This window comes from Pyrococcus sp., assembly GCF_030153625.1.
GTDB classification, from domain to species: domain Archaea; phylum Methanobacteriota_B; class Thermococci; order Thermococcales; family Thermococcaceae; genus Pyrococcus; species Pyrococcus furiosus.
The window spans coordinates 1-19,061 of the sequence record NZ_JASKLM010000010.1 but is presented as its reverse complement, the minus strand read 5'-3'; the positions used below and the strand labels follow the sequence as shown (position 1 = coordinate 19,061).

Below are 19,061 nucleotides of genomic sequence, written 5' to 3'. Positions count from 1 at the left end.
TTCTTACCCTCAAACATGAGAGGTGAGCTTCTAATAATATCTGGCATAGTTCTCATCTTGGTTGGGTTTATGCTTGTATTTTTGGGTAGCCTTCTCTCGGCCTTTTCTGGTGAAGGAGAGACTGATGTAGAAGCTGGGGGAGTTATAATGATTGGTCCAATTCCGATAGCGTTTGGAACCAAGAGAGGAGTTACCATAGCCATGATACTAGCTTTAGTTTTGATGATATCGTGGATAATACTTGCCCTACTCCAAAGGAGGATGTGAAATGAACTATATCCTACATCTTTCAATTTTGTTAGTCGTTGCCAAGTTACTTGAGTGGTTATTTGAGAAGAAGGACATTCATCCAATAATTGCCCACATATTAACCGGCATAATCCTGGGACCATTTCTCCTGGGGATAATTTATCCAAATGAAGAGCTAAAGGTTCTAAGTGAGTTCGGACTAATTATGATGATGCTATACATGGGATTAACCAGCAACTTTTCCGCAATAGCTCAAAATAAAGTAAAGGCAATTGTTGTTGCTTCTTTAGGTGTGGCATTCTCTTTCATCTTAGGATTCACGACAGTATATCTATTTGGGAAAGGAATTTCAGCTGCTCTTTTCGTTGGTATAACATTAGGAAATACAGCAATAGAAGTTACAAGTGGGGTTATAATGAAGGAGAGAATCAAGAGAGAAATTTCTTCGGTTTTAATGGGAGCGGCTTTTGCTGACGATATTATTGCTGTCTATCTTATAGGAATACTAACAGGTATGATCAAAGGACAGACCTCCTTACTTTCCCTGGCTATCCTCACGATAAAGATAGTAGCATTTATTCTTAGTGTACTGATATTTTCTGAATTTGTCTTCAAAAAATCTAGCCTCATTTATAATTTAGTGATAAAAGATCTGAATGTATTCTTTACGTTTACAATAATCTTAACATTCTCTCTCGCTGTAATTGCGGAAGGAATAGGGCTTAATAGGATAATTGGAGCATATTTAGCGGGTTTAACAATAAGCAGGCTGAGAGAAAGAAAAGATCCATTAATTATTAGCAGAATAAAGCTGAATGAGTTGATAAATGAGTTGCAAGTTGTACTTACAGAATTCTTCATTCCATTGTTTTTTATATATGTAGGATTAATGTTTGACCCAGACACTTCAGAGATAAATCTTCTGCTAATTGCTTTGCTTTATGCTTCGGCAATTCTTGGAAAGCTTATAGGCTGTGGCCTTGGAGTTAAAGTGTTCAAAGGATCATGGAAAGATGCAGTCATTGTAGGTATAGGAATGGGAGGGAGGGGCAGTCTCGAGTTGGCACTATTGAAGTTTGGACTTGAGAGTGGAATGATTGGGGAGGATTTATTTGCAACAATAGTCATAGTTTCCATGTTAACTGCACTATCCACTCCAATATTCTTTAGGAAGACCGTAAAAAAATTAAGCGAAGAATGATATAATTACCGGGGATAAGTATGGAGGAATTCGTTGGAATTGTAAGGGGGGAAGCGAGCTTCACAAGTTATGAGTTTTCAATAAATCCCTCCGCAAACGTTTCATTTGGAGAGTTTGTAGTCACTAAAAATAGAGATGGTGATCTAGTTCTAGGTACCGTAAGGCATGTAAAAAATGTTAACTGGTTATTGTCATCTGTAAAAAGCAATTTTAACTCTCTTGCATTAGATATAGAGGAATATGGAGAAAGTTTAGGAGAGAACGAAGAGGTTGTAGCAACTGTTAGAATTTTAGGAAAGATCGAGGGAAATGAGCTTGTTCCAAATAGAGTTCCAATAAGAAATGGGGAATACGTCTATAAGGCTTCAGATGATCTCCTTCAAATGATTTACGGGAATGATGGAATAGAGATTGGAACTTTACTCTTAAGGCCGAATGTTAGAATAAAACTTGATGTTAACGAACTCGTTTCCAGACATTTTGCAGTTTTAGCTGTTACAGGTGCTGGAAAGAGCAATGCAGTTGCCGTCATTATAAAGGGAATAGTGGAGGATGTCGGAGGGACTGTTGTAGTTTTAGACCCTCATGGGGACTATGTGAACCTAAGACTTCCCGAGACAGGAATAGATTTGGTAAATATCATTGATGGAAAGATTAGAATTGAGGATCTAGATCCAGAAGAGCTTGCAGATTTAATTGGAATCTCTTCCTCAGCCCAAATTCAAAGACACTTCTTGTCTTTGGCTTGGGAAACTGTTAAACATAAAAATCAAAGCCTCGGAGGGGAGTCACTTCTTGAGGCCCTCTTGGACTTATTAAACGAATGGATAAGCAGGAAAACGATAAAGTATTGGAGTGAAAAAGAAGGAAGAATGAAAAGTGAAGACTTAAAGAGCGAAAGAATTGAAACTATTAGAGGGATAATATTTAGGATTAGAAGGTTTCTAAGAAATTATGGAAACATCGTGACCAGTGAAAATCTTGTCGCAGCAATAAAACCTGGAATGGTCAATGTTATTGATTTGAGTCCCCTTGATGAAAACCAGATGAAGGTTGTTGTCGGAAAGTTCCTTGAAGCAGTCTTTGAGAAGAGAGTTGAATATGAAATGGCCAGAAAAAGGTTTGAAAAAGAAACAAGTAAGAAAAAAAGAGATGAGTACGAAGAAATCATGACAGAAATAGAAAGCAAGTATCCTGCTTTAGCTTATCCAATTCTTGTAATAGTTGAAGAGGCCCATATCTTTGCTCCTCAAGGAGAGGAAAACGATGCGATGAGGATTATGGGAAGGATTGCAAGAGAAGGAAGAAAGTTTGGCGTGGGTTTAGGTGTAGTTTCCCAGAGGCCAAGTAAGCTTAATGAAGACATACTCAGCCAGATGAACACAAAGATAATCCTTAGAATAGTCAATCCCAGGGATCAAGAGTACGTTCTCAAGGCTAGTGAGCAACTAAGCAAAGATCTAATGGATGATATAGCAGGTTTAGGGAAGGGCGAGGCCGTTATTGTGGGACAAGCCATTAAGCTACCAGCACTTGTTAGGATTTATAACTTCAAAGAGTTAAGAGGAAAAGCTGGAACAGGTCAATATGGAGGAGAAGATATAGGGATCCTTGATAGATGGAATAAGATGAAGAGAAATATGGTGAATTCGCTAGACATTGATATTGACTTTTGAGATGAGGTGAAAAACGTGGGAATTAAGTTTGCTCACTTAGCCGATATTCATCTTGGCTACGAACAGTTTCACAAGCCTCAGAGAGAAGAAGAATTTGCAGAAGCCTTCAAAAATGCTCTAGAGATAGCAGTACAGGAAAATGTAGACTTTATTCTAATAGCAGGAGATCTGTTTCATTCAAGCAGGCCATCTCCTGGAACATTAAAGAAGGCAATAGCATTACTTCAAATACCAAAAGAACACTCGATTCCAGTCTTCGCTATAGAAGGGAATCATGACAGAACACAGAGAGGCCCTTCAGTGTTAAATTTACTCGAGGATTTTGGATTAGTTTATGTAATAGGAATGAGAAAAGAAAAAGTTGAGAATGAATACTTAACGAGTGAAAGACTAGGAAACGGGGAATATTTAGTTAAGGGGGTTTACAAAGACCTTGAAATTCATGGGATGAAATACATGAGTTCTGCTTGGTTTGAAGCAAATAAAGAGATTCTTAAGAGATTATTTAGGCCTACAGACAATGCAATTCTAATGCTTCATCAGGGAGTTCGTGAAGTAAGCGAAGCTAGGGGAGAAGACTACTTCGAAATAGGGTTAGGGGATTTACCTGAGGGATATCTATACTACGCCCTAGGCCACATTCACAAAAGGTATGAGACAAGTTATTCCGGCTCTCCCGTAGTGTACCCGGGTTCCCTAGAAAGATGGGACTTTGGGGATTATGAAGTTAGATACGAATGGGACGGATTAAAGTTTAAAGAGAAATACGGAGTCAGCAAGGGTTTCTATATAGTTGAGGATTTCAAGCCGAGATTCATTGAAATAAAGGTTAGACCCTTTATTGATGTAAAAATTAAGGGTAGCGAAGAGGAAATAAAGAAGGCCGTAAAAAGGCTAATTCCCTTAATTCCCAAGAACGCGTATGTAAGGCTAAACATTAGCTGGAAAAAGCCTTTTGACCTAACTGAGATAAAAGAGTTGTTAAATGTTGAATATCTAAAGATAGACACGTTGAGAATAAAGGAAAAAACAGATGAGGAAAGTGTAAAAATAGGATTACCATCTGATTTCTTTACTGAATTCGAGCTAAAGATTATAGACATCCTTGGAGAAAAAGATTTTGATGATTTTGATTATATAATAAAACTCATAACAGAAGGAAAAATCGAAGAAAGAGGCCCATTAGAAGAGACGGTTAAAAAAGTAAGTGAGGAAAAAAGAGACGCTGTGAGACAAAAAATTGAGAACATTCCAAAGAAAAAGAAGGGAACACTTGATAGCTGGCTTGGTGGTGCGAGATGAAGTTAGAGAGAGTTGTTGTAAAAAACTTTCGATCTCATAGCGACACTGTTGTAGAATTTAAGGAAGGCATTAATTTAATAATTGGTCAAAACGGATCTGGAAAGAGCTCACTTCTAGATGCAATACTTGTCGGCCTCTACTGGCCTCTAAAAGTTAAAGACATCAAAAAAGACGAGTTCACAAAGGTTGGAGCAAGAGATACATATATCGACTTAATTTTTGAGAAAGACGGCACTAAATATCGAATAACAAGGAGATTTTTAAAGGGATACTCTTCAGGAGAAATTCACGCTATGAAAAGGCTCGTAGGAAGTGAGTGGAAGCATGTAACAGAGCCAAGCTCGAAGGCTGTATCTAGTTTTATGGAAAAGCTCATTCCGTATAACATATTCTTGAACGCCATCTACATTAGGCAGGGACAAATTGACGCTATACTTGAGAGTGACGAGGCTAGAGAGAAAGTTGTCAGGGAAGTTCTAAACTTAGATAAGTTTGAGACTGCATATAAGAAGCTTTCCGAACTAAAGAAAACCATTAACAACCGAATAAATGAGTATAGAGATATCCTTGCAAGAACAGAAAACATAGAAGATCTAATAAAAGAACATGAAGAGGAACTTATTCAAGTCCTCCAAGAGATATCAAAGATAGAAGAAGTGCTTCCCGCTAAAAGGTCAAAGAGTGATATGCTTAGGAAAGAAGTCCAGAGACTTGAGCAAATAAAGGCTGAGATCGAAAACAGCGAACGTTTGTTAGAAAAAAGAAAGGGGGATAAGAGAACCCTTGAAGAGAGAATAAAAAACACTGAAGAATACTTAGAAAAGTTAAAAGAAAAAGAGAAAGATCTTGAAGAGCAAGTCAAAGAAATCACTAACATAAAGAAAGATGTTGATGCATATCTAACCCTGAAAGACTTCAGAAATTGGTATCTAGATAAAAAACACGAAATAGAAAGAGAGATGACAAGAGTGGAAGGGTTAATTAACGAGATTCAAAGGAGGATTGCAGAACTTAACGAGAAAAAATTAGAAAAGGAGAAGCTCGAAAACGAGAAAAAAGAAATACTAGAGAAGCTGGCTATTCTCGAAAAAGACCACCAATTGTATGAAGAGATAAAAGCAAAGAAAGAAAATTTAAAACAATTAAAAGAAAAACTTGGAGACAAATCTCCTGGAGACATTAGGAAATCATTAGACGAACTAGAAATCAAGAAAACAACAATGGAAGGAGAGATAAATGAAATAACTCAGAGAATTGGAGAACTTAGAAGTAAAATAGAGGATCTAAAAACGGCAATAGAAGAGCTCAAAAAAGCTAAGGGAAAGTGCCCAGTGTGTGGAAGAGAGTTAACTGATAAGCACAGGGAAGAGCTACTATCCAAATATAATCTCGACCTTGAAAATAGCGAAAATACCTTGACTAAACTACTCAAGAGAAAAAACGAGCTCGAAAGGGAACTTCGGAGAATAGAGACAGAGATAAAGCGATTAACGCCCCTTCTAACAGTGGCTGAACAAATGAAATCTATTGAAGAATATTTGAATGCGCTACCCCTCGAAAAAATAGAAAAAAATGCCAAGGAGTATGAAAAGCTTTTAGATGAGTTGCATACACTAGAAGGTAGAATTAAGAGCCTCGTAGAAGATCTTATAAAGCTGACTCCCTTGGAGAAGAAGTTGTCTGCTCTTATTCATAAAAAGCAAGAATTAGAGAAAGAATCAAAAGAGCTTAACACTAAATTGGAGTCTTTTGGATTTAAATCAATTGAAGAGCTCGACTCTAAATTGACAGAATTAGAGGAGATATACAAAAAGTATCTCACCTTATTAAATTCAAAGAAAGAACTCGAAATGATTAAAGAGGAAATCTTCAAAGCTAAAAAAACTCTGGAAATTAGCTTTGAAGAACTTGCTGAAGTAGAAGAGGATATTGAAAGGATAGAAAAGAAACTCCACCAGCTAAAGCAAGAGTATAACGAAGAAGAATACAAGAAGAAGAGGGAAGAGAAGGAGGAACTGGAAAAAGAGCTAGCTAGACTTGAAGCTCAAAAGAAAGAGTTAGAAAAGAGGAGAGATACAATAAAATCTACGCTAGAAAAGCTGAAGGCTGAAAAAGAAAACAGAGAAAGAGTAAAGAAAGAAATTAAAGAATTAGAAAAAGCCAAAGACTTTACGGAAGAGTTGATTGAGAAAGTCAAAAAGTACAAAGCCCTAGCAAGGGAAGCTGCTCTTAGCAAGATTGGAGAACTTGCCAGCGAAATATTCGCGGAATTTACTGAGGGTAAATATTCAGAAGTCGTGGTAAGGGCTGAAGAGAATAAAGTAAAGCTATTTGTTGTGTGGGAAGGAAAAGAAAGACCACTAACATTTCTCAGCGGAGGCGAAAGAATAGCCCTCGGATTGGCATTTAGGCTGGCAATGTCCCTATACCTAGCGGGGGAAATAAGCCTCTTGATTTTGGATGAGCCAACTCCATATTTAGACGAGGAGAGAAGAAGAAAGCTCATCACTATTATGGAGAAATACTTAAAGAAGATTCCACAAGTAATCCTCGTCTCTCACGATGAAGAACTTAAAGATGCCGCAGATCACGTGATTAGGATAAGCCTCGAAAACGGATCCTCCAAAGTGGAGGTGATCTCTTGAGGCTTCTCTCTAAACAAAGCATAGAGAGAATAACAAAGATTCTCCTTGATGATCTTGAGAATGTCAGAAGCAATGAGCAAATCAGGAACATAATAAACTCCTGGAAACCTCTTCCTCCCCCTGAGAAATCCTCCATCTATGCAGTAGATGGGAGTAGAAGTGTTTCAAGGTTAAGTGGAACGGTAATTTATTTCCTCTCAGCTTTGGCAGTTGGAAGCGGAAAGCAGTTAAGACTAAGCTATGCAAACGCCATAAAGTACAACTATGGAACTTCAGATCAGATAGTTAGAATGCAGATGGAAACGCTAGAAAACATGCTTGGATATTTGGCCTACAAGGAGCTCGAGGGAGAAAAAAGAGCAGTTCTCATGGATGGAACTTTAACTGGCTCTTTGGTTCGCCCTCCCGTGTATCCAGAAGACATTAGAAGTTTAAATGTAATGAGGGCGCTAATTGGGGAGAGTGACTTTGAAAATCTCCTAAATGAATTCCTAGAAAAATTGAGAGAGCACTATAGAGAAGTCGCAGAGCATCTAGAAAAAAACGGCAACTATGACAGCCCAATATTAACGGACAATCTCGTCGAAAAGTTCAGGAAGAAATACATAGACACAAAGGTCATTGCTTACAGTAGCAGTAAGGTAAAAGTAAAGATTCCCAGGAAAGCTTTGGGGTATTCTCCAAGGGTTATTCCAATTGAAGTTCTTGAAAGCTCAAGAGGAAAGTCTGTAGATGAATTACTCCAGGAACTTAACGAGGAAAAAGTCGAGCTGTACCTGAGTAAAGATGACATATATGATGCCCTTCACATGACCCTCTCCTATATTGAGTATCTTTATTCGATTGATAAGCTCTTAGAGGTCAAAAATTTGGCATACATAGCTAAGAGTTTTTACACAAAAACCCTTGCAAGAACTTTGGGAGTAGAGATTGTAGACACTGCTCTTCTGGATGCGATTATAAGAACTCTTATTGGCCACGAAAAGGAGGGGTATTTAGAAGTTGAGCATGTAGTTGTTCCACCGAAGTGGAGCTTTCCCGATTTCTTACTTTCAAAGTTTAGAAGCATAGAAAAGCTGATTAACGACGGCATTCGAATAGCTTATGTTAGGTTCGAGAGAGGAGATGTAATCTACATGCTCCAATCAACAATAAACATCGATGAAATACTCCCATTGATTCTGTATCATAAGGCTGGGGGTTATTTAAGGCCTCTCCAACTTGCTCATCATGGTGTGAAGATATCTTACAGAGAGGCTAGAAACAGCCTTAATGCCTTGATAAATGCACTAAGAAATAGGGATCCTGCACTTAAGATCTTCGTTAAGTACGGCAGATCCCCTCTAGAATAGCTGTGGAGAGGATTTAAAATGCCCAAGCACTTCAAAAAAGGAGTAAAAAGAGAACATCACTTTCTCAAAGGGTTAGAGAGACCCCTTGAGAAAATAGCAAGCATTTCAGGAGTTAAAAAAGTTATTCCTGGAAGAATTTATGCCAGTGACTCTCGAGGGTTCGAAATCAAGGTTACAAGGGAAACTAAAGCTGGACTGAAGCTTATAGCTAAAAGTGATGGCTCTGTGCAGGAGATTTTTCTGGTAGTCGATAAAGCTGACAGGGAAAGAGTCTGGAGGGAGATAGAGAAGTTAGCCATGGAATGGGAGAAGGGCTAATATCCTTTAAATTCATTTTTTTAAATTCGAGTTTAAGCGAAAAGAAAAGACCCAATCTGAGGGTAAAGCTTTTAAAGTTCATTCTCTTTCTATAACTACGGATTTAAGTGCGGTGGTAGTCTAGCCTGGTCTAGGACGCCGGCCTCCCAAGCCGGCGACCCGGGTTCAAATCCCGGCCACCGCACCAACATTTTTTAAGTGATGACCATGAAAGGAGTAATAAAAAGACTTAATGAAGATGGTTTTGGCATTCTTTACAACAAAATTTTAGTTCCCTTTTCAGCCCCAGGGGACGAGGTTGAAATTTTAAAGATAGAAAAACAAAAGAGAGCAAAAATAGTGACTGAGTGGAGGCTACTCCGTTCTTCTCCCATAAGGGTGGGGGCGAGATGCAAGGTTTTTGGAAAATGTGGAGGATGTACTCTCCAACATATTGACTACAACTCCCAACTAGAATTTAAGAAAGAGAAGCTAAGAAAAATCTTAGAGAGAGACGTTGATATCGTTCCTTCTCCTAAGATATTTGGCCATAGAAACAGAATAGATTTGGCAGTTACAGAGAGTGCAATAGGGTTTAGAGAAAGAGGAAAGTGGTGGAGTGTTGTAGATATTGAAGAATGCCCCATTTTTGGGAAAACTTCAAAAAGGGCAATAGAAAGACTCAGAGAATACATTGAAGAGGAAAAAATATCAACATGGAAAATTAGAGAAGATTCCGGGTTTCTAAGGTATATGGTTCTTAGAGAGGGTAAATTCACAGGAGAGATTATGGTAAACTTTGTTACAAAAGAGGGGGAGCTACCAGATCCCACAAGTTATTTTGAATTTGCTGATTCAATTTACTGGAGCATTAATAAAAGCAAGAGTGATGTCTCCTATGGCGACGTTGAAAAGTATTGGGGAAAGAAATTCATAATAGAGGAATTGGATGGCACAAAGTATCTAATACATCCAAACTCCTTTTTCCAAACTAACAGCTATCAGGCAGTTAATCTAATTAAAACAGTTGAAAAATTTGTGGAAGGGGAAAAAGTTGTCGATATGTATTCGGGGGTTGGGACTTTTGGAATATATCTTGCCAAAAAAGGAATGAAAGTCGTTGGGTTTGATTCCAACGCTTTTGCAATTGAAATGGCAAACAAAAATGCTGAAATAAACAACGTTGAGGCTGAATTTTTTGTTGCGAGTGATAAAGAGGTAGACATCAGAGGTTTTGATACGGTAATAGTAGATCCTCCCAGGGCAGGATTGCATCCAAAGCTCGTGAAGAGACTAAACGATCACGGGCCCGAAACCATTGTTTACGTCTCATGTAATCCAAAGACATTTAAGGCAAATATTGAACAATTAAATAATTACATAATTGAAGAATTAATTGCACTCGACATGTTTCCTCACACTCCCCATATAGAATTGGTGGGGAAGCTAAGGAGATTGATCTAGGACATGCTTATCTAGAACATAGCAGTAAAACTTTCCTTCTAGCACAACTTCTTCCCCCTTGTAAACTTTCACATCAACTATCTTCTTTTTTCCTTGATCCTCCACTACCTGAGCTTTTGCCAAGAGCACATCTCCAACTTTCACTGGCTTTGTAAAGCGTACCTCTGCCTTTCCAAGAACCACTGTAGGCTCATTTACAGCAAGCATTGCTGCGTAATCAGCTAGGCCAAATGTAAAGCCCCCATGAACTAAACCCTTCTCGTCCACTTTCATCTCGTCGATGGTTTCCAATTCCACCTCAGAATATCCCTTCATTATTAACCTGGGTTTCCCCACAAGTCTCTCAGATGTTAGCTTGTGAGTTCTCTGCTCCATACCACCACCGAAAAGAATAAGGTTTTTGAAATTTAAAAGCTAAGGGGAGAGTGATGAAAGACTTCAGACCACTCCTCCAAGCAATAAAAGTTAAAGGGGACAATGTTTTCTCAAGCAGGAGTGAGTTAGTTGGGATTCTAGCCTTTAATTTGGGAATATTAACAGTTGGTGAGGCAAAAGAACTCATAGAGGAAGCTATAAAGAAAGGGATTATTGAGGAAACTTCTGAAGGCCTTATTGTTCATGAAGATGCCATAATTGAAAAGGAGAGCAAAAGGGATATATTTGGAGAAATTGTGGAATATTTAGCGAGAGAACTTAGGCTTAGCGAGATAGAAGTTCTTGAAGAGATAGAAAAAATGAAAGAGAGGTATGGGAATCTGGATAAGAAAATTCTTGCCTACTTATTCGGACTATCAAAGGGAGTCAACATGGAGAAGTTTAAAGACTACCTGGAGGATGAATAATGGCCAAGATAGAACCTTTTGAAAAGTACACTGAGAGATACAAAGAGTGGCTTGAGAGAAACAAACGTATTCAAACGTTGTTTAAGAAATTAGATGAGATTCACGATATTGAACCAGTAGAAGGAGGATATGGAAGGGGAGACTTTGTCGTTATAAGGGCTAAAAAGGTGGTTTAAATGGACCTAGTTGAAAAGGTAAAAGAACTTTGTTTAGAATTTAAAGAAGAAAACTTAGCAAAAGCAATTGAAAGATTTGCAACCCTAACTCAAGGGATTGAAAAAACAAGAGGGGAAGCATTTGCAAAGGCGGGCATTTATGGATTTTTAGAGGGAATTCTCACAACCCTTAAAATGAAATACTCAGATGAGAAAATTGAAACTCTCTTGCATGAAGTTAAAACTGCAAGAGAAGAGGCAGAAGCCCTTTTAAGAAAACCAAAGCCTCCACTCTTAGTTGACAATGATTTATAAACTAAAAAGAAAAATATAGAAATGTAATGATGAGAGCAATTGGTGTCATTAGAAAGTCTCGACAGGAGAGAATTAGTAGGGAAGAATTTGAAGAGCTTTTGAGAAGTGCAGGTTATGAAATTCTTGCGATAGTTGAGCAAGTTAGAGAAGAGCATCCCAGGTACAATATAGGGCCTGGGAAGGTTGAAGAACTCAAAAATCTAGTCAAAGAACTCAAACCAGATAAAGTTATTTTTGCCAATAAGTTAACCCCTTCTCAAGCTTACAACCTTTGGAAAGAACTAAGGGTTGATGTAATTGATAAGTGGCAACTTGTCCTTGAAATCTTTGAGAAGAGGGCTCATTCCAAAGAGGCAAAGCTCCAAGTTGAACTTGCTAACCTTCAGTATGAATTACCCCTCGTTAAGGAAGCAATACGAAGGATAAAAATGGGTGATAGAGCTGGATTCAAGGGTATGGGTGAGTATCAGGTTCACCAGTACTTTAAGCACATAAGGTATAGAATGGGGAAAATTAAAGAAGAACTTGAAAAAATAAAAGCAGAGAGAGATGTTAGAAGGAAGAAGAGAGAGGAAGATGGATTCGTTCTAATTGCCCTTGCTGGATATACAAATGCAGGAAAATCTACACTCCTAAATGCCCTGACTGGAGAAAATGTGGAAGCAAAAAATCAGATGTTTACAACCTTAGATACAACAACAAGGAGATTCAAACTTGGGGGGAAGCTACTCCTCATTACCGATACCGTCGGTTTCATCGACAATCTACCACCCTTTATTGTTGAAGCGTTCCACTCAACCTTGGAGGAGATAGTAAAGGCAGACATAATAGTTCTCGTCTTAGATTCAAGTGAAGCTTGGCCTGAAATAAGGAGAAAGTTCTTTGCATCCCTTAATGTTCTCAGAGAATTGAAGGCCTTAGAAAGACCAATGATAATAGCTCTAAACAAAATCGACAAAGTGTCTCCCGAGGATGCCGAAACAAAGAAAATGCTTCTAAAGGAGATTGCTGAGGGAAGGGTAAACTTGATTGAAGTTGTAAAGATCTCCGCAAAGAACGGAATCCTCGAAGAGTTATATGAAGCTCTAGAAAAAGCTCTCCTAAAACTACCTAAGTTCCAATTCTTTGAGATAGTTGTGAGGGATTCCACTCAAATCGGAAAAGTTCTCTCCTTGGTTTACTCTGTAGGAGATGTCCTCGAGATCACTTATAATGGAGGGGAAGAGACCACGATTAAGGCATATCTGCAGAGTGGAATCATAAGAGAGTTAACAAGGCTAGGTGTAGAGATAAGAAGACTACAAATCAGAGAAGAAGCTTGACTAAAATGTAGGAAAGGCTTATAGAGAACATTGGGGCAACTACCCATCCAAGCACAATATGTTGCACTGTTTTTCTCTTAATTCTTTCTCCAGTTGCAAGGGTTATTCCAATGATTCCACCCACAACTGCTTGGCCAGAGCTAACTGGAAATCCAAAGTAATTTGCAATACTAATTGAAAATGCCGCTCCCATTTGTGCAGAAAAGGCGGATAAAGGATCTAATTCAACTATTTTCTTTCCCAAGATACGCATAATTGAGTAGCTAAAGGTGTAAGCCCCCAGAGAAAGGCATAACGCACCAAAAAATGATGCCTCCTGGGGAGTTAATATTCCTGCCCCCACAAGGGGGGGCAACTGCATTGGCGATATCATTTGTTCCGAGGGTGAAAGCGATGTAAGAACCAGAAATTATGGCCATCAACTTGTATAAAATTTCAAGCCTTTTAATGCTCTTAATTCTTCTTACAAAAATGGAATAATACTTGTATAGGAAGATTGAAAATACCATTGATATAAAAGGAGAAGCAATCCACGCTAAAACGATTAGGTAAAAAATCTTCCAGTGAATTGAAGCCCCAAAAGCAAGTCCTGCACCTAATAGTGATCCCACTATTCCCTGGGTTGCGGGAAGTGGCAATCCTTTAACAGTTGCAAGGGTAATAACTAGGCCCGAAGATAGAAGAACTATTATCAAAGCCTCTACTGGGAGTCCAGAAACCAATTTATTCCCCACAGTTTTCATAACGGTCTCTCCCCTGAGATAAGCCCCAAGAAATGAGAAAAGAGATGTTACAAAAACAGCCTGACGAAAGTTTAAAATTCCCGAACCTACGACAGTTCCTAGAGCGTTTGCAGAACTATTGGCTCCAATATTCCATAAGAGATAAAACGATGCTCCAAGCAAAACTAATTCTACAGCGAGCACATAACTCTCCCTAGGGCTTATTCTACCTACAATTTTTAAAGAATTTTTGGAAGAAGAAAAATAGCTAACCTGTATAGTCTTCTATTGTCTTTGCCCTGACTTTAATATCCCCTTCATACCTGATTTCAACAAGCCCATCATGCTCCAACTGTTTAAGGGTGTGGAAAAGGGTTGGCATTGAAGTCTCAAGTTCAGAACTTAAGCTCTTTAAAGAAACAACTCTCTTTTTGGTGGCTAAAACCTTATATACAAACTCCTTAGAGGTCATGGAAAGGACACCATATTAAACATAGTCCAAGATACTAATTAACCTTTCTGGACAAAAATGTTCAGGTGGTTTGTATGCTTAGGTGCACTTCATGTGGAAGAATGTATCCATTTGAAAAACCATATCAAAGGTGTGAATGTGGAGAGCCCTTAGAACTTGAGCTTTTTAGTGGCACACATAAAAAGAAAGGAACAAAAGTATGGGAAAGGTTTTCTGAATTCTTCCCTCTTGAACTGGATCCAGAGTTAAGCCTGGGAGAAGGAGACACCCCATTAACGAGAGCAAGGAAACTTTCTAAAGAACTTGAAATTGAAGTATATTTAAAAAATGAGACCCTAAACCCTACATGGAGTTTTAAAGATAGGGGAACTTACCTAGGAATTCATAGAGCAATACAACTTGGCTTTAGAAGTATTGGGACGGTGTCAACAGGAAATATGGCAGCAAGCGTTGCTGCATACGGAGCTCATTCTGAGCTTGAAGTTTACATTTTGGTTTCTTCAACAATAGCAGAAGAAAAGATCAAGGCTTTAGCACCTTATGGAGCAAAGATTATCAAGGTTCATGGAGACTATGGAAAACTCTATTATAGGAGCTTAGAAATCGGAAAGAAAAAGGGGATATATTTCATAAACTCGGATGATCCCTTTAGAGTTGAAGGGTATAAAAGCATTAGCTTTGAGATAAGTGAGAAAATAACCCCAGACTATGTGATAGTCCCTACATCATCTGGAGGATTATTTAGGGGGATTGTGAAGGGGTTCTTGGAGGCCAAGAAGAGTGGATTAATAGAAAAGCTTCCTAGATTTGTTGTGGTACAAGCTGAGGGCTGTTCTCCAATATGTAAGGCATTCAACACAGGAAAAGAAAAGATAGAGCGATTTGAAAATCCTCATACAATAGCACATGCAATAGAAAATCCATATCCTCCAAGTGGAAATACAGTCTTAAGGATGCTGAAAAAATTGAATGGGATTTGTGCTACAGTTACAGATGAAGAGATTTTAGAGGCCCAGGGAATCTTGGGGAGAGAAGGAGTGTTTGTTCAACCAGCATCCGCAACAGGAATAGCCGCAATAAAAAAGCTAAGGCGAGAGGGAATTATTAAAGAGGGAGCAATTGTAGTTAGCATTCTTACAGGTTCTGGATTAAAGACATTGAGGTACGTTGAACTACCAAAAGTCAAGGAGTGCTCCCTACAAAGATTAGAAGAATGCATTGAATAAAAATCACTTGGCCTTCCATATAAACCTCCCATTAGGACTTGAATTAGGCAAGAGTTAAAAATGCCTATTGACCAACCACCTCCCCGTTTAGGAACCATTTGGTCATATTTTCAATCGCCTCAACAGCCTTAGTTTCATTTCTGGGTAACAGGTATGTTCCACTAGATATCAAAATTATTACTCCATTGTTTTCCATAGCTTTCTCAACGATCTCCTGAGCAGCCTCAGGAGGAAATTCTCCCTCAACAACTCCATATAGGGTATTGTTGTAGAATACCCCAATCAATGGGACACCTGTAACTCCGAGCAATTGGGAAAAGTTCATGTAGATGTTGTAATTTTGCTGGCTTGCTCTAATGTCATAAAAGGTCGTACTTCCTTCTCCATAGTACTCAGGGAGGACTTCCTTCATCTTTTGACAATGAGGGCAAGTTGGAACTCCATAGATATAGAAGTGAAACTTACTCTTGTCTAATCCCTCGGGAGTTGTAGTCGGGGTTGACTTTTCTGTGCATCCAGCAGAAATCACAATCGTTATCATTAATAAAGCGAAGATTATTTTTCCACCTCTCATTTATCCAGCCTCCTTGAAAGATATATGTGGTGGTAAATAAGCTTAACTTTTTGAAAGTCTAAGGAAATCCAAAAGGTTCTTAGCTTTCATTCTCTTCTTGAGCTCCAAATAAGCCTCACTGCCATCGCACTCCTGAGAATATTCAATTCCAGCCTCTTCTAGGAGGAACTTCATTATTCCAAAGGCCATCGATGCCTTTTTCCCTTCCATTTCGACAGCAACATATGGGTTTCCGTTTTTAATTCCAACAATTACATCAAAATTCATTCCCCCACAAAGATCTACAGCGATGAAGCTTACCTTTTCACCAGTCTTCGTTTTTCTGACTAAAACTCCTGGGAACTTCTTCTTCAGCTTTTCAAGAGTCCTTATGATATCCTCATACTTGTCCTGCGGGATTTCTTCCCTAATCCTAATTTTCTCTATCATAGTCACTCCCACTACTCTTTTATACTTCTTTTAAAAAATTGCTGAGACTGTCGAGATAAGGGTGAAGCATTAGCTAGTCTGGTCATATAGATAACTGACCATCTCCAGTCATTGGTGGGAGGCCTTATCGAGGTAGACTACGAGACCTTCGAGAGGGGGTTAGGGAGGAGCGTGTACATCTACAGCAAAATCTCGAGGAAGGGGGAACAAGCAACGAACTACTCTATTCACGCCTCTTCAACTCTAAAAGGTAAAAGAAAAGAGAACTCATATATCAGTATTTTGGATCGATTGATTTGGGACAGACGTTTTCAATGCATGATGGAGATGAGCCCTACCCATCGTCTATCGCTGTGAAGTACATTGTCACTTCTACATTGTTGCTGTCTATGAGCTCAAGGTTTCTCTTGAACATTAAGACATAGTAAAGCTGGTTAGGTGCTCCCTGGTCAATGTCAATTTTGTAGGTAGTAACTGATTGAGATGCTGACGAGTAACCGAACGTTATTGAGAGTGCTCCAATCTTTGGAAGCTTGCTCCAGAGCCAATTAACGGCGGAACCCCCAAGGGGAGTTGAGTAAAACGCATATTCAAAACCCCCTTGGAAATCAAACACAACGTTCGGGTAATCACCTCGGGAATCCGTCCTGACTACTTTTCTCTTCGTTTCAATGTTTGTTGTGGGGAAGTGGGAATTTAAAAGGTAATCTGTTAGTAAGGGACTCTTGTTCAAATCGCTTTCCTCAACAGTATAATACCCACTCATCATAATCTCCAGGGGGTAAACTCCAGCAATGGGAATGCTAGCATACTCCCTCCTCCACTTATCATATACTGGGATGTTGTAAACAACAACCACATACTTCAACGGAAGATTCAAGTACCTATCCAGATAACCATTTCCGTAGCTATTTCTTGTTCTGGAGCATAACTGATTTTCAGTGTTGAACCGGAGTACGAGGCTCCAAAGTCCAGAACGGGTATACCATCCACGCTTAGAGTCCACATTGATTTAGTTCCTGTTGTCAACTGAATGCCCCACGCAACACTAACACTCCTTATTTCCTTATATCCCTCACTCCTAACTTTTAATCCCATGAAGGGAATCCACTCAGTGAATATTTTTGAATCCGCGTAATATGAGTCCTTGAGGTACTCCCAGTTTTCAATTATACAGTATCTGGCATTAAGCTCTTCATATCCTGGGGGGCATGAGGATGTTCCCAAAAGCGAGTGCAGTTTATACCTCACTTTTGCAGTTATCGGGAGGTTAAGTTCTGGTCTAGGGGAGGGTTCAGCAACTTCCTCTATTGGAAACATCCCCCTCAGTTCAAGAGGTTTCCCAGGTTGGATGCTTCTTACACCAACCTTTCCATCTTTTGTGAAGTATATTACGAGGGGAGTTGGTATGGCATGCAAGTTTTCAGCACTCATAACATCACGCCACTCTTTACTCTCAGTCCTCAGAGTCACAAGACCACCAAGGTACCCCTGCTTGAGAAGTTTCACACCCCCCTGGGGGGAAGGCTGGAATATAAAAACCTTAGCATCCCCCATGAAATAAGTTCCTTCAACGCTCAAAAAATCAGTTGCCAACGTAGATGTTAATAACATAATCAACAACAGTACCACAACAATTCTAAGTTTCATAATATTCCTCACCTATGAAGTTTTCAGATATTTTTAGGATTTGTTATACTTATAAGTTTTACTGTATAAAGTTGTTTAAATATGCATCAACACACTAGTTCCTATTAGATACTGTCAGGATAACCAGGGTACCCTCCCTTGAAGCAATTTAGTTACATCACTCTAAATTCTGACGAAATTATACCAGAAGCCAAACAGGGAAACAAACCCATGAATTCTTCAAGCCCGACAAATGTTTTGAAAACTTTTCTACTGTTTTTGCAATCCCTATAAGAGCATTTGGAAATCTTTCTGCCTCATTTCTGTGATAGTATCAACAAGTAGAACAGCACTGAGTAAGGCACTGTATTTGCTTCTAGAAAGAGTTGGTGTGAAATTCCATTTAAACCTCATAGGCATTTAAATATCCTCTAAAAATCACAGCTTCACAATTCAACCTCATAGCCCTCCAACACACGGTTTAGAGCTTTAGTGACTACCAACTTCCTTTTCTCCTCCTTTTTGAATTCAATTATTGTGGTAGCTAATTCCTCGAGCAAATAAAGTAGTTTCAAGGATGTGACAGATAAAATATCCTTATTTACGAAATAAAAGGCGATTCTACGGGTATCTCCCAAGAAAGTTTCAAGTGCATTAACAAGCTGGACTTCCTCATCTCTTATAATGCTCCATCTTTCTATTCCAAACAAAAACACAATGGTAAACCTCTCTTCCAGTAACTTATCAAACACTTTCCTATACTCACGAAGTAATGCAGGAACAGGTTTGTTCCCCCCAATAAAGGCCACTAAATTCACTTCAGGCAATATCGTGATATCCTATTTCAATAAATTTTGGCTTTTTTAAGAGCTCGCACTCGGGAACTTCAAGTTTTATCCGCCTTAAGCAGATATCTACTCGATTAAAAAGGTCAGTCACTAGTGTCTGGAAACCTTTTGCCTCGGCCCACTTCATAACTTCAGCGAAAATTATCGATGGATCATCCTTAGATGAATACTCAACCAAGACTATTTCTCCCGGTTTTAGTTTATCAAATAACTCTATCATATCTTACACCTCCAATTTTTTTAAGATACTGTTAGGATAACTGGGGCATCACCTCCTGAAGCCATTCAGTAACATCACCAGGCGGATCACCAAAACTAGAATGAATTCTGACAAAATTATA

At 38.8% G+C, this 19,061-nt stretch carries 21 protein-coding genes, 1 tRNA gene and 2 pseudogenes; 14 read left to right on the top strand and 10 right to left on the bottom strand.

The window, feature by feature from the left end:
• Window positions 1–15: 15 nt before the first annotated feature.
• The 9 genes from PWP39_RS02800 (at window position 16) to rlmD (ending at window position 10,186) form a co-directional block, all read left to right on the top strand.
• Window positions 16–267: a TIGR00304 family membrane protein gene (locus PWP39_RS02800; RefSeq protein ID WP_014835345.1), complete on the top strand. Its 252-nt coding sequence runs from the start codon at window positions 16–18 to the stop codon at window positions 265–267.
• Between the two features lies 1 nt (window position 268).
• A complete protein-coding gene (locus tag PWP39_RS02795; protein WP_288072473.1) occupies window positions 269–1,450 on the top strand; it encodes a cation:proton antiporter in 1,182 nt (393 codons plus the stop codon).
• A 20-nt stretch (window positions 1,451–1,470) separates the two neighbouring features.
• Window positions 1,471–3,126, top strand: coding sequence for a DNA double-strand break repair helicase HerA (herA, locus tag PWP39_RS02790; protein ID WP_288072471.1), 1,656 nt, complete (start codon window positions 1,471–1,473; stop codon window positions 3,124–3,126).
• 15 nt (window positions 3,127–3,141) lie between these two features.
• A complete protein-coding gene (gene mre11, locus PWP39_RS02785) occupies window positions 3,142–4,428 on the top strand; it encodes a DNA double-strand break repair protein Mre11 (protein ID WP_288072468.1) in 1,287 nt (428 codons plus the stop codon).
• Window positions 4,425–7,073 carry a DNA double-strand break repair ATPase Rad50 gene (gene rad50, locus PWP39_RS02780; RefSeq protein ID WP_288072466.1) on the top strand — a complete coding sequence of 883 codons (2,649 nt, stop codon included), beginning with the start codon at window positions 4,425–4,427 and terminating at the stop codon, window positions 7,071–7,073. Before mre11 ends, rad50 begins: the two co-directional genes overlap by 4 nt.
• The gene (nurA, locus tag PWP39_RS02775; RefSeq protein ID WP_288072463.1) at window positions 7,070–8,425 is read left to right on the top strand and encodes a DNA double-strand break repair nuclease NurA; all 1,356 of its coding nucleotides are present in this window, start codon (window positions 7,070–7,072) and stop codon (window positions 8,423–8,425) included. Before rad50 ends, nurA begins: the two co-directional genes overlap by 4 nt.
• Window positions 8,426–8,443: 18 nt before the next feature.
• Window positions 8,444–8,743, top strand: a complete 300-nt coding sequence (locus PWP39_RS02770; RefSeq protein ID WP_288072460.1) for a DUF2103 domain-containing protein — start codon at window positions 8,444–8,446, stop codon at window positions 8,741–8,743.
• A 109-nt stretch (window positions 8,744–8,852) separates the two neighbouring features.
• Window positions 8,853–8,930 (top strand) — tRNA-Gly (locus PWP39_RS02765).
• 20 nt (window positions 8,931–8,950) lie between these two features.
• The gene (gene rlmD, locus PWP39_RS02760) at window positions 8,951–10,186 is read left to right on the top strand and encodes a 23S rRNA (uracil(1939)-C(5))-methyltransferase RlmD (RefSeq protein ID WP_288072458.1); all 1,236 of its coding nucleotides are present in this window, start codon (window positions 8,951–8,953) and stop codon (window positions 10,184–10,186) included.
• Here the strand turns inward: rlmD and PWP39_RS02755 are convergent.
• Complete coding sequence (locus tag PWP39_RS02755) at window positions 10,169–10,561, bottom strand: PaaI family thioesterase (protein ID WP_288072455.1); 393 nt, start codon at window positions 10,559–10,561, stop codon at window positions 10,169–10,171. The genes rlmD and PWP39_RS02755 overlap by 18 nt on opposite strands.
• 53 nt (window positions 10,562–10,614) lie before the next feature.
• On the opposite strand from PWP39_RS02755, the gene PWP39_RS02750 reads away from it, so the two are divergent.
• Genes PWP39_RS02750 through hflX form a run of 4 tightly spaced genes read left to right on the top strand, consistent with a single transcriptional unit; the run spans window position 10,615 to window position 12,820 of the window.
• Window positions 10,615–11,028 carry a UPF0175 family protein gene (locus tag PWP39_RS02750; RefSeq protein WP_288072453.1) on the top strand — a complete coding sequence of 138 codons (414 nt, stop codon included), beginning with the start codon at window positions 10,615–10,617 and terminating at the stop codon, window positions 11,026–11,028.
• Window positions 11,028–11,204, top strand: a complete 177-nt coding sequence (locus PWP39_RS02745) for a hypothetical protein (RefSeq protein WP_288072449.1) — start codon at window positions 11,028–11,030, stop codon at window positions 11,202–11,204. The genes PWP39_RS02750 and PWP39_RS02745 overlap by 1 nt, the downstream gene beginning before the upstream one ends.
• Window positions 11,205–11,498, top strand: a complete 294-nt coding sequence (locus PWP39_RS02740; protein ID WP_288072445.1) for a DUF3216 domain-containing protein — start codon at window positions 11,205–11,207, stop codon at window positions 11,496–11,498.
• Between the two features lie 29 nt (window positions 11,499–11,527).
• Window positions 11,528–12,820: a GTPase HflX gene (gene hflX / locus PWP39_RS02735; protein ID WP_288072534.1), complete on the top strand. Its 1,293-nt coding sequence runs from the start codon at window positions 11,528–11,530 to the stop codon at window positions 12,818–12,820.
• Here the strand turns inward: hflX and PWP39_RS09730 are convergent.
• From PWP39_RS09730 to PWP39_RS02725, 3 genes are all read right to left on the bottom strand, one after another.
• Entirely contained in the window at window positions 12,804–13,181 is a 378-nt protein-coding gene (locus tag PWP39_RS09730) for an inorganic phosphate transporter (RefSeq protein ID WP_353851432.1), read from the bottom strand. The two genes, hflX and PWP39_RS09730, sit on opposite strands and share 17 nt — an antisense overlap.
• Entirely contained in the window at window positions 13,084–13,746 is a 663-nt protein-coding gene (locus PWP39_RS02730; RefSeq protein WP_353851431.1) for an inorganic phosphate transporter, read from the bottom strand. Before PWP39_RS02730 ends, PWP39_RS09730 begins: the two co-directional genes overlap by 98 nt.
• Before the next feature lie 64 nt (window positions 13,747–13,810).
• Window positions 13,811–14,014 carry a helix-turn-helix domain-containing protein gene (locus PWP39_RS02725; RefSeq protein ID WP_288072442.1) on the bottom strand — a complete coding sequence of 68 codons (204 nt, stop codon included), beginning with the start codon at window positions 14,012–14,014 and terminating at the stop codon, window positions 13,811–13,813.
• A gap of 74 nt (window positions 14,015–14,088) precedes the next feature.
• On the opposite strand from PWP39_RS02725, the gene thrC reads away from it, so the two are divergent.
• Entirely contained in the window at window positions 14,089–15,240 is a 1,152-nt protein-coding gene (thrC, locus tag PWP39_RS02720) for a threonine synthase (protein ID WP_288072438.1), read from the top strand.
• Between the two features lie 64 nt (window positions 15,241–15,304).
• On the opposite strand, the gene PWP39_RS02715 is transcribed toward thrC, so the two are convergent.
• The 6 genes and pseudogenes from PWP39_RS02715 to PWP39_RS02685 all read right to left on the bottom strand — a co-directional run.
• Complete coding sequence (locus tag PWP39_RS02715) at window positions 15,305–15,814, bottom strand: thioredoxin domain-containing protein (protein ID WP_288072436.1); 510 nt, start codon at window positions 15,812–15,814, stop codon at window positions 15,305–15,307.
• Window positions 15,815–15,856: 42 nt separating this feature from the next.
• Window positions 15,857–16,243, bottom strand: a complete 387-nt coding sequence (locus tag PWP39_RS02710) for a hypothetical protein (protein ID WP_288072433.1) — start codon at window positions 16,241–16,243, stop codon at window positions 15,857–15,859.
• A 334-nt stretch (window positions 16,244–16,577) separates the two neighbouring features.
• Window positions 16,578–17,857: pseudogene (locus PWP39_RS09755) on the bottom strand (hypothetical protein).
• A gap of 461 nt (window positions 17,858–18,318) precedes the next feature.
• Window positions 18,319–18,681: a DUF257 family protein gene (locus PWP39_RS02695; protein WP_288072427.1), complete on the bottom strand. Its 363-nt coding sequence runs from the start codon at window positions 18,679–18,681 to the stop codon at window positions 18,319–18,321.
• Between the two features lie 10 nt (window positions 18,682–18,691).
• Window positions 18,692–18,940, bottom strand: a complete 249-nt coding sequence (locus PWP39_RS02690; RefSeq protein ID WP_288072426.1) for a DUF257 family protein — start codon at window positions 18,938–18,940, stop codon at window positions 18,692–18,694.
• Between the two features lie 31 nt (window positions 18,941–18,971).
• A pseudogene (locus tag PWP39_RS02685) lies at window positions 18,972–19,061 on the bottom strand (IS6 family transposase); the annotation flags it as partial.

Coding starts and splice junctions, on each gene's coding strand:
- PWP39_RS02800 (WP_014835345.1), top strand. CDS start 16: ATGAGAGGTGAGCTTCTAATAATATCTGGCATAGTTCTCATCTTGGTT.
- PWP39_RS02795 (WP_288072473.1), top strand. CDS start 269: ATGAACTATATCCTACATCTTTCAATTTTGTTAGTCGTTGCCAAGTTA.
- herA (WP_288072471.1), top strand. CDS start 1,471: ATGGAGGAATTCGTTGGAATTGTAAGGGGGGAAGCGAGCTTCACAAGT.
- rad50 (WP_288072466.1), top strand. CDS start 4,425: ATGAAGTTAGAGAGAGTTGTTGTAAAAAACTTTCGATCTCATAGCGAC.
- PWP39_RS02770 (WP_288072460.1), top strand. CDS start 8,444: ATGCCCAAGCACTTCAAAAAAGGAGTAAAAAGAGAACATCACTTTCTC.
- rlmD (WP_288072458.1), top strand. CDS start 8,951: ATGAAAGGAGTAATAAAAAGACTTAATGAAGATGGTTTTGGCATTCTT.
- PWP39_RS02755 (WP_288072455.1), bottom strand. CDS start 10,561: ATGGAGCAGAGAACTCACAAGCTAACATCTGAGAGACTTGTGGGGAAA.
- PWP39_RS02750 (WP_288072453.1), top strand. CDS start 10,615: ATGAAAGACTTCAGACCACTCCTCCAAGCAATAAAAGTTAAAGGGGAC.
- PWP39_RS02745 (WP_288072449.1), top strand. CDS start 11,028: ATGGCCAAGATAGAACCTTTTGAAAAGTACACTGAGAGATACAAAGAG.
- PWP39_RS02740 (WP_288072445.1), top strand. CDS start 11,205: ATGGACCTAGTTGAAAAGGTAAAAGAACTTTGTTTAGAATTTAAAGAA.
- hflX (WP_288072534.1), top strand. CDS start 11,528: ATGAGAGCAATTGGTGTCATTAGAAAGTCTCGACAGGAGAGAATTAGT.
- PWP39_RS09730 (WP_353851432.1), bottom strand. CDS start 13,181: ATGCAGTTGCCCCCCCTTGTGGGGGCAGGAATATTAACTCCCCAGGAG.
- PWP39_RS02725 (WP_288072442.1), bottom strand. CDS start 14,014: ATGACCTCTAAGGAGTTTGTATATAAGGTTTTAGCCACCAAAAAGAGA.
- thrC (WP_288072438.1), top strand. CDS start 14,089: ATGCTTAGGTGCACTTCATGTGGAAGAATGTATCCATTTGAAAAACCA.
- PWP39_RS02715 (WP_288072436.1), bottom strand. CDS start 15,814: ATGAGAGGTGGAAAAATAATCTTCGCTTTATTAATGATAACGATTGTG.
- PWP39_RS02710 (WP_288072433.1), bottom strand. CDS start 16,243: ATGATAGAGAAAATTAGGATTAGGGAAGAAATCCCGCAGGACAAGTAT.
- PWP39_RS02690 (WP_288072426.1), bottom strand. CDS start 18,940: ATGATAGAGTTATTTGATAAACTAAAACCGGGAGAAATAGTCTTGGTT.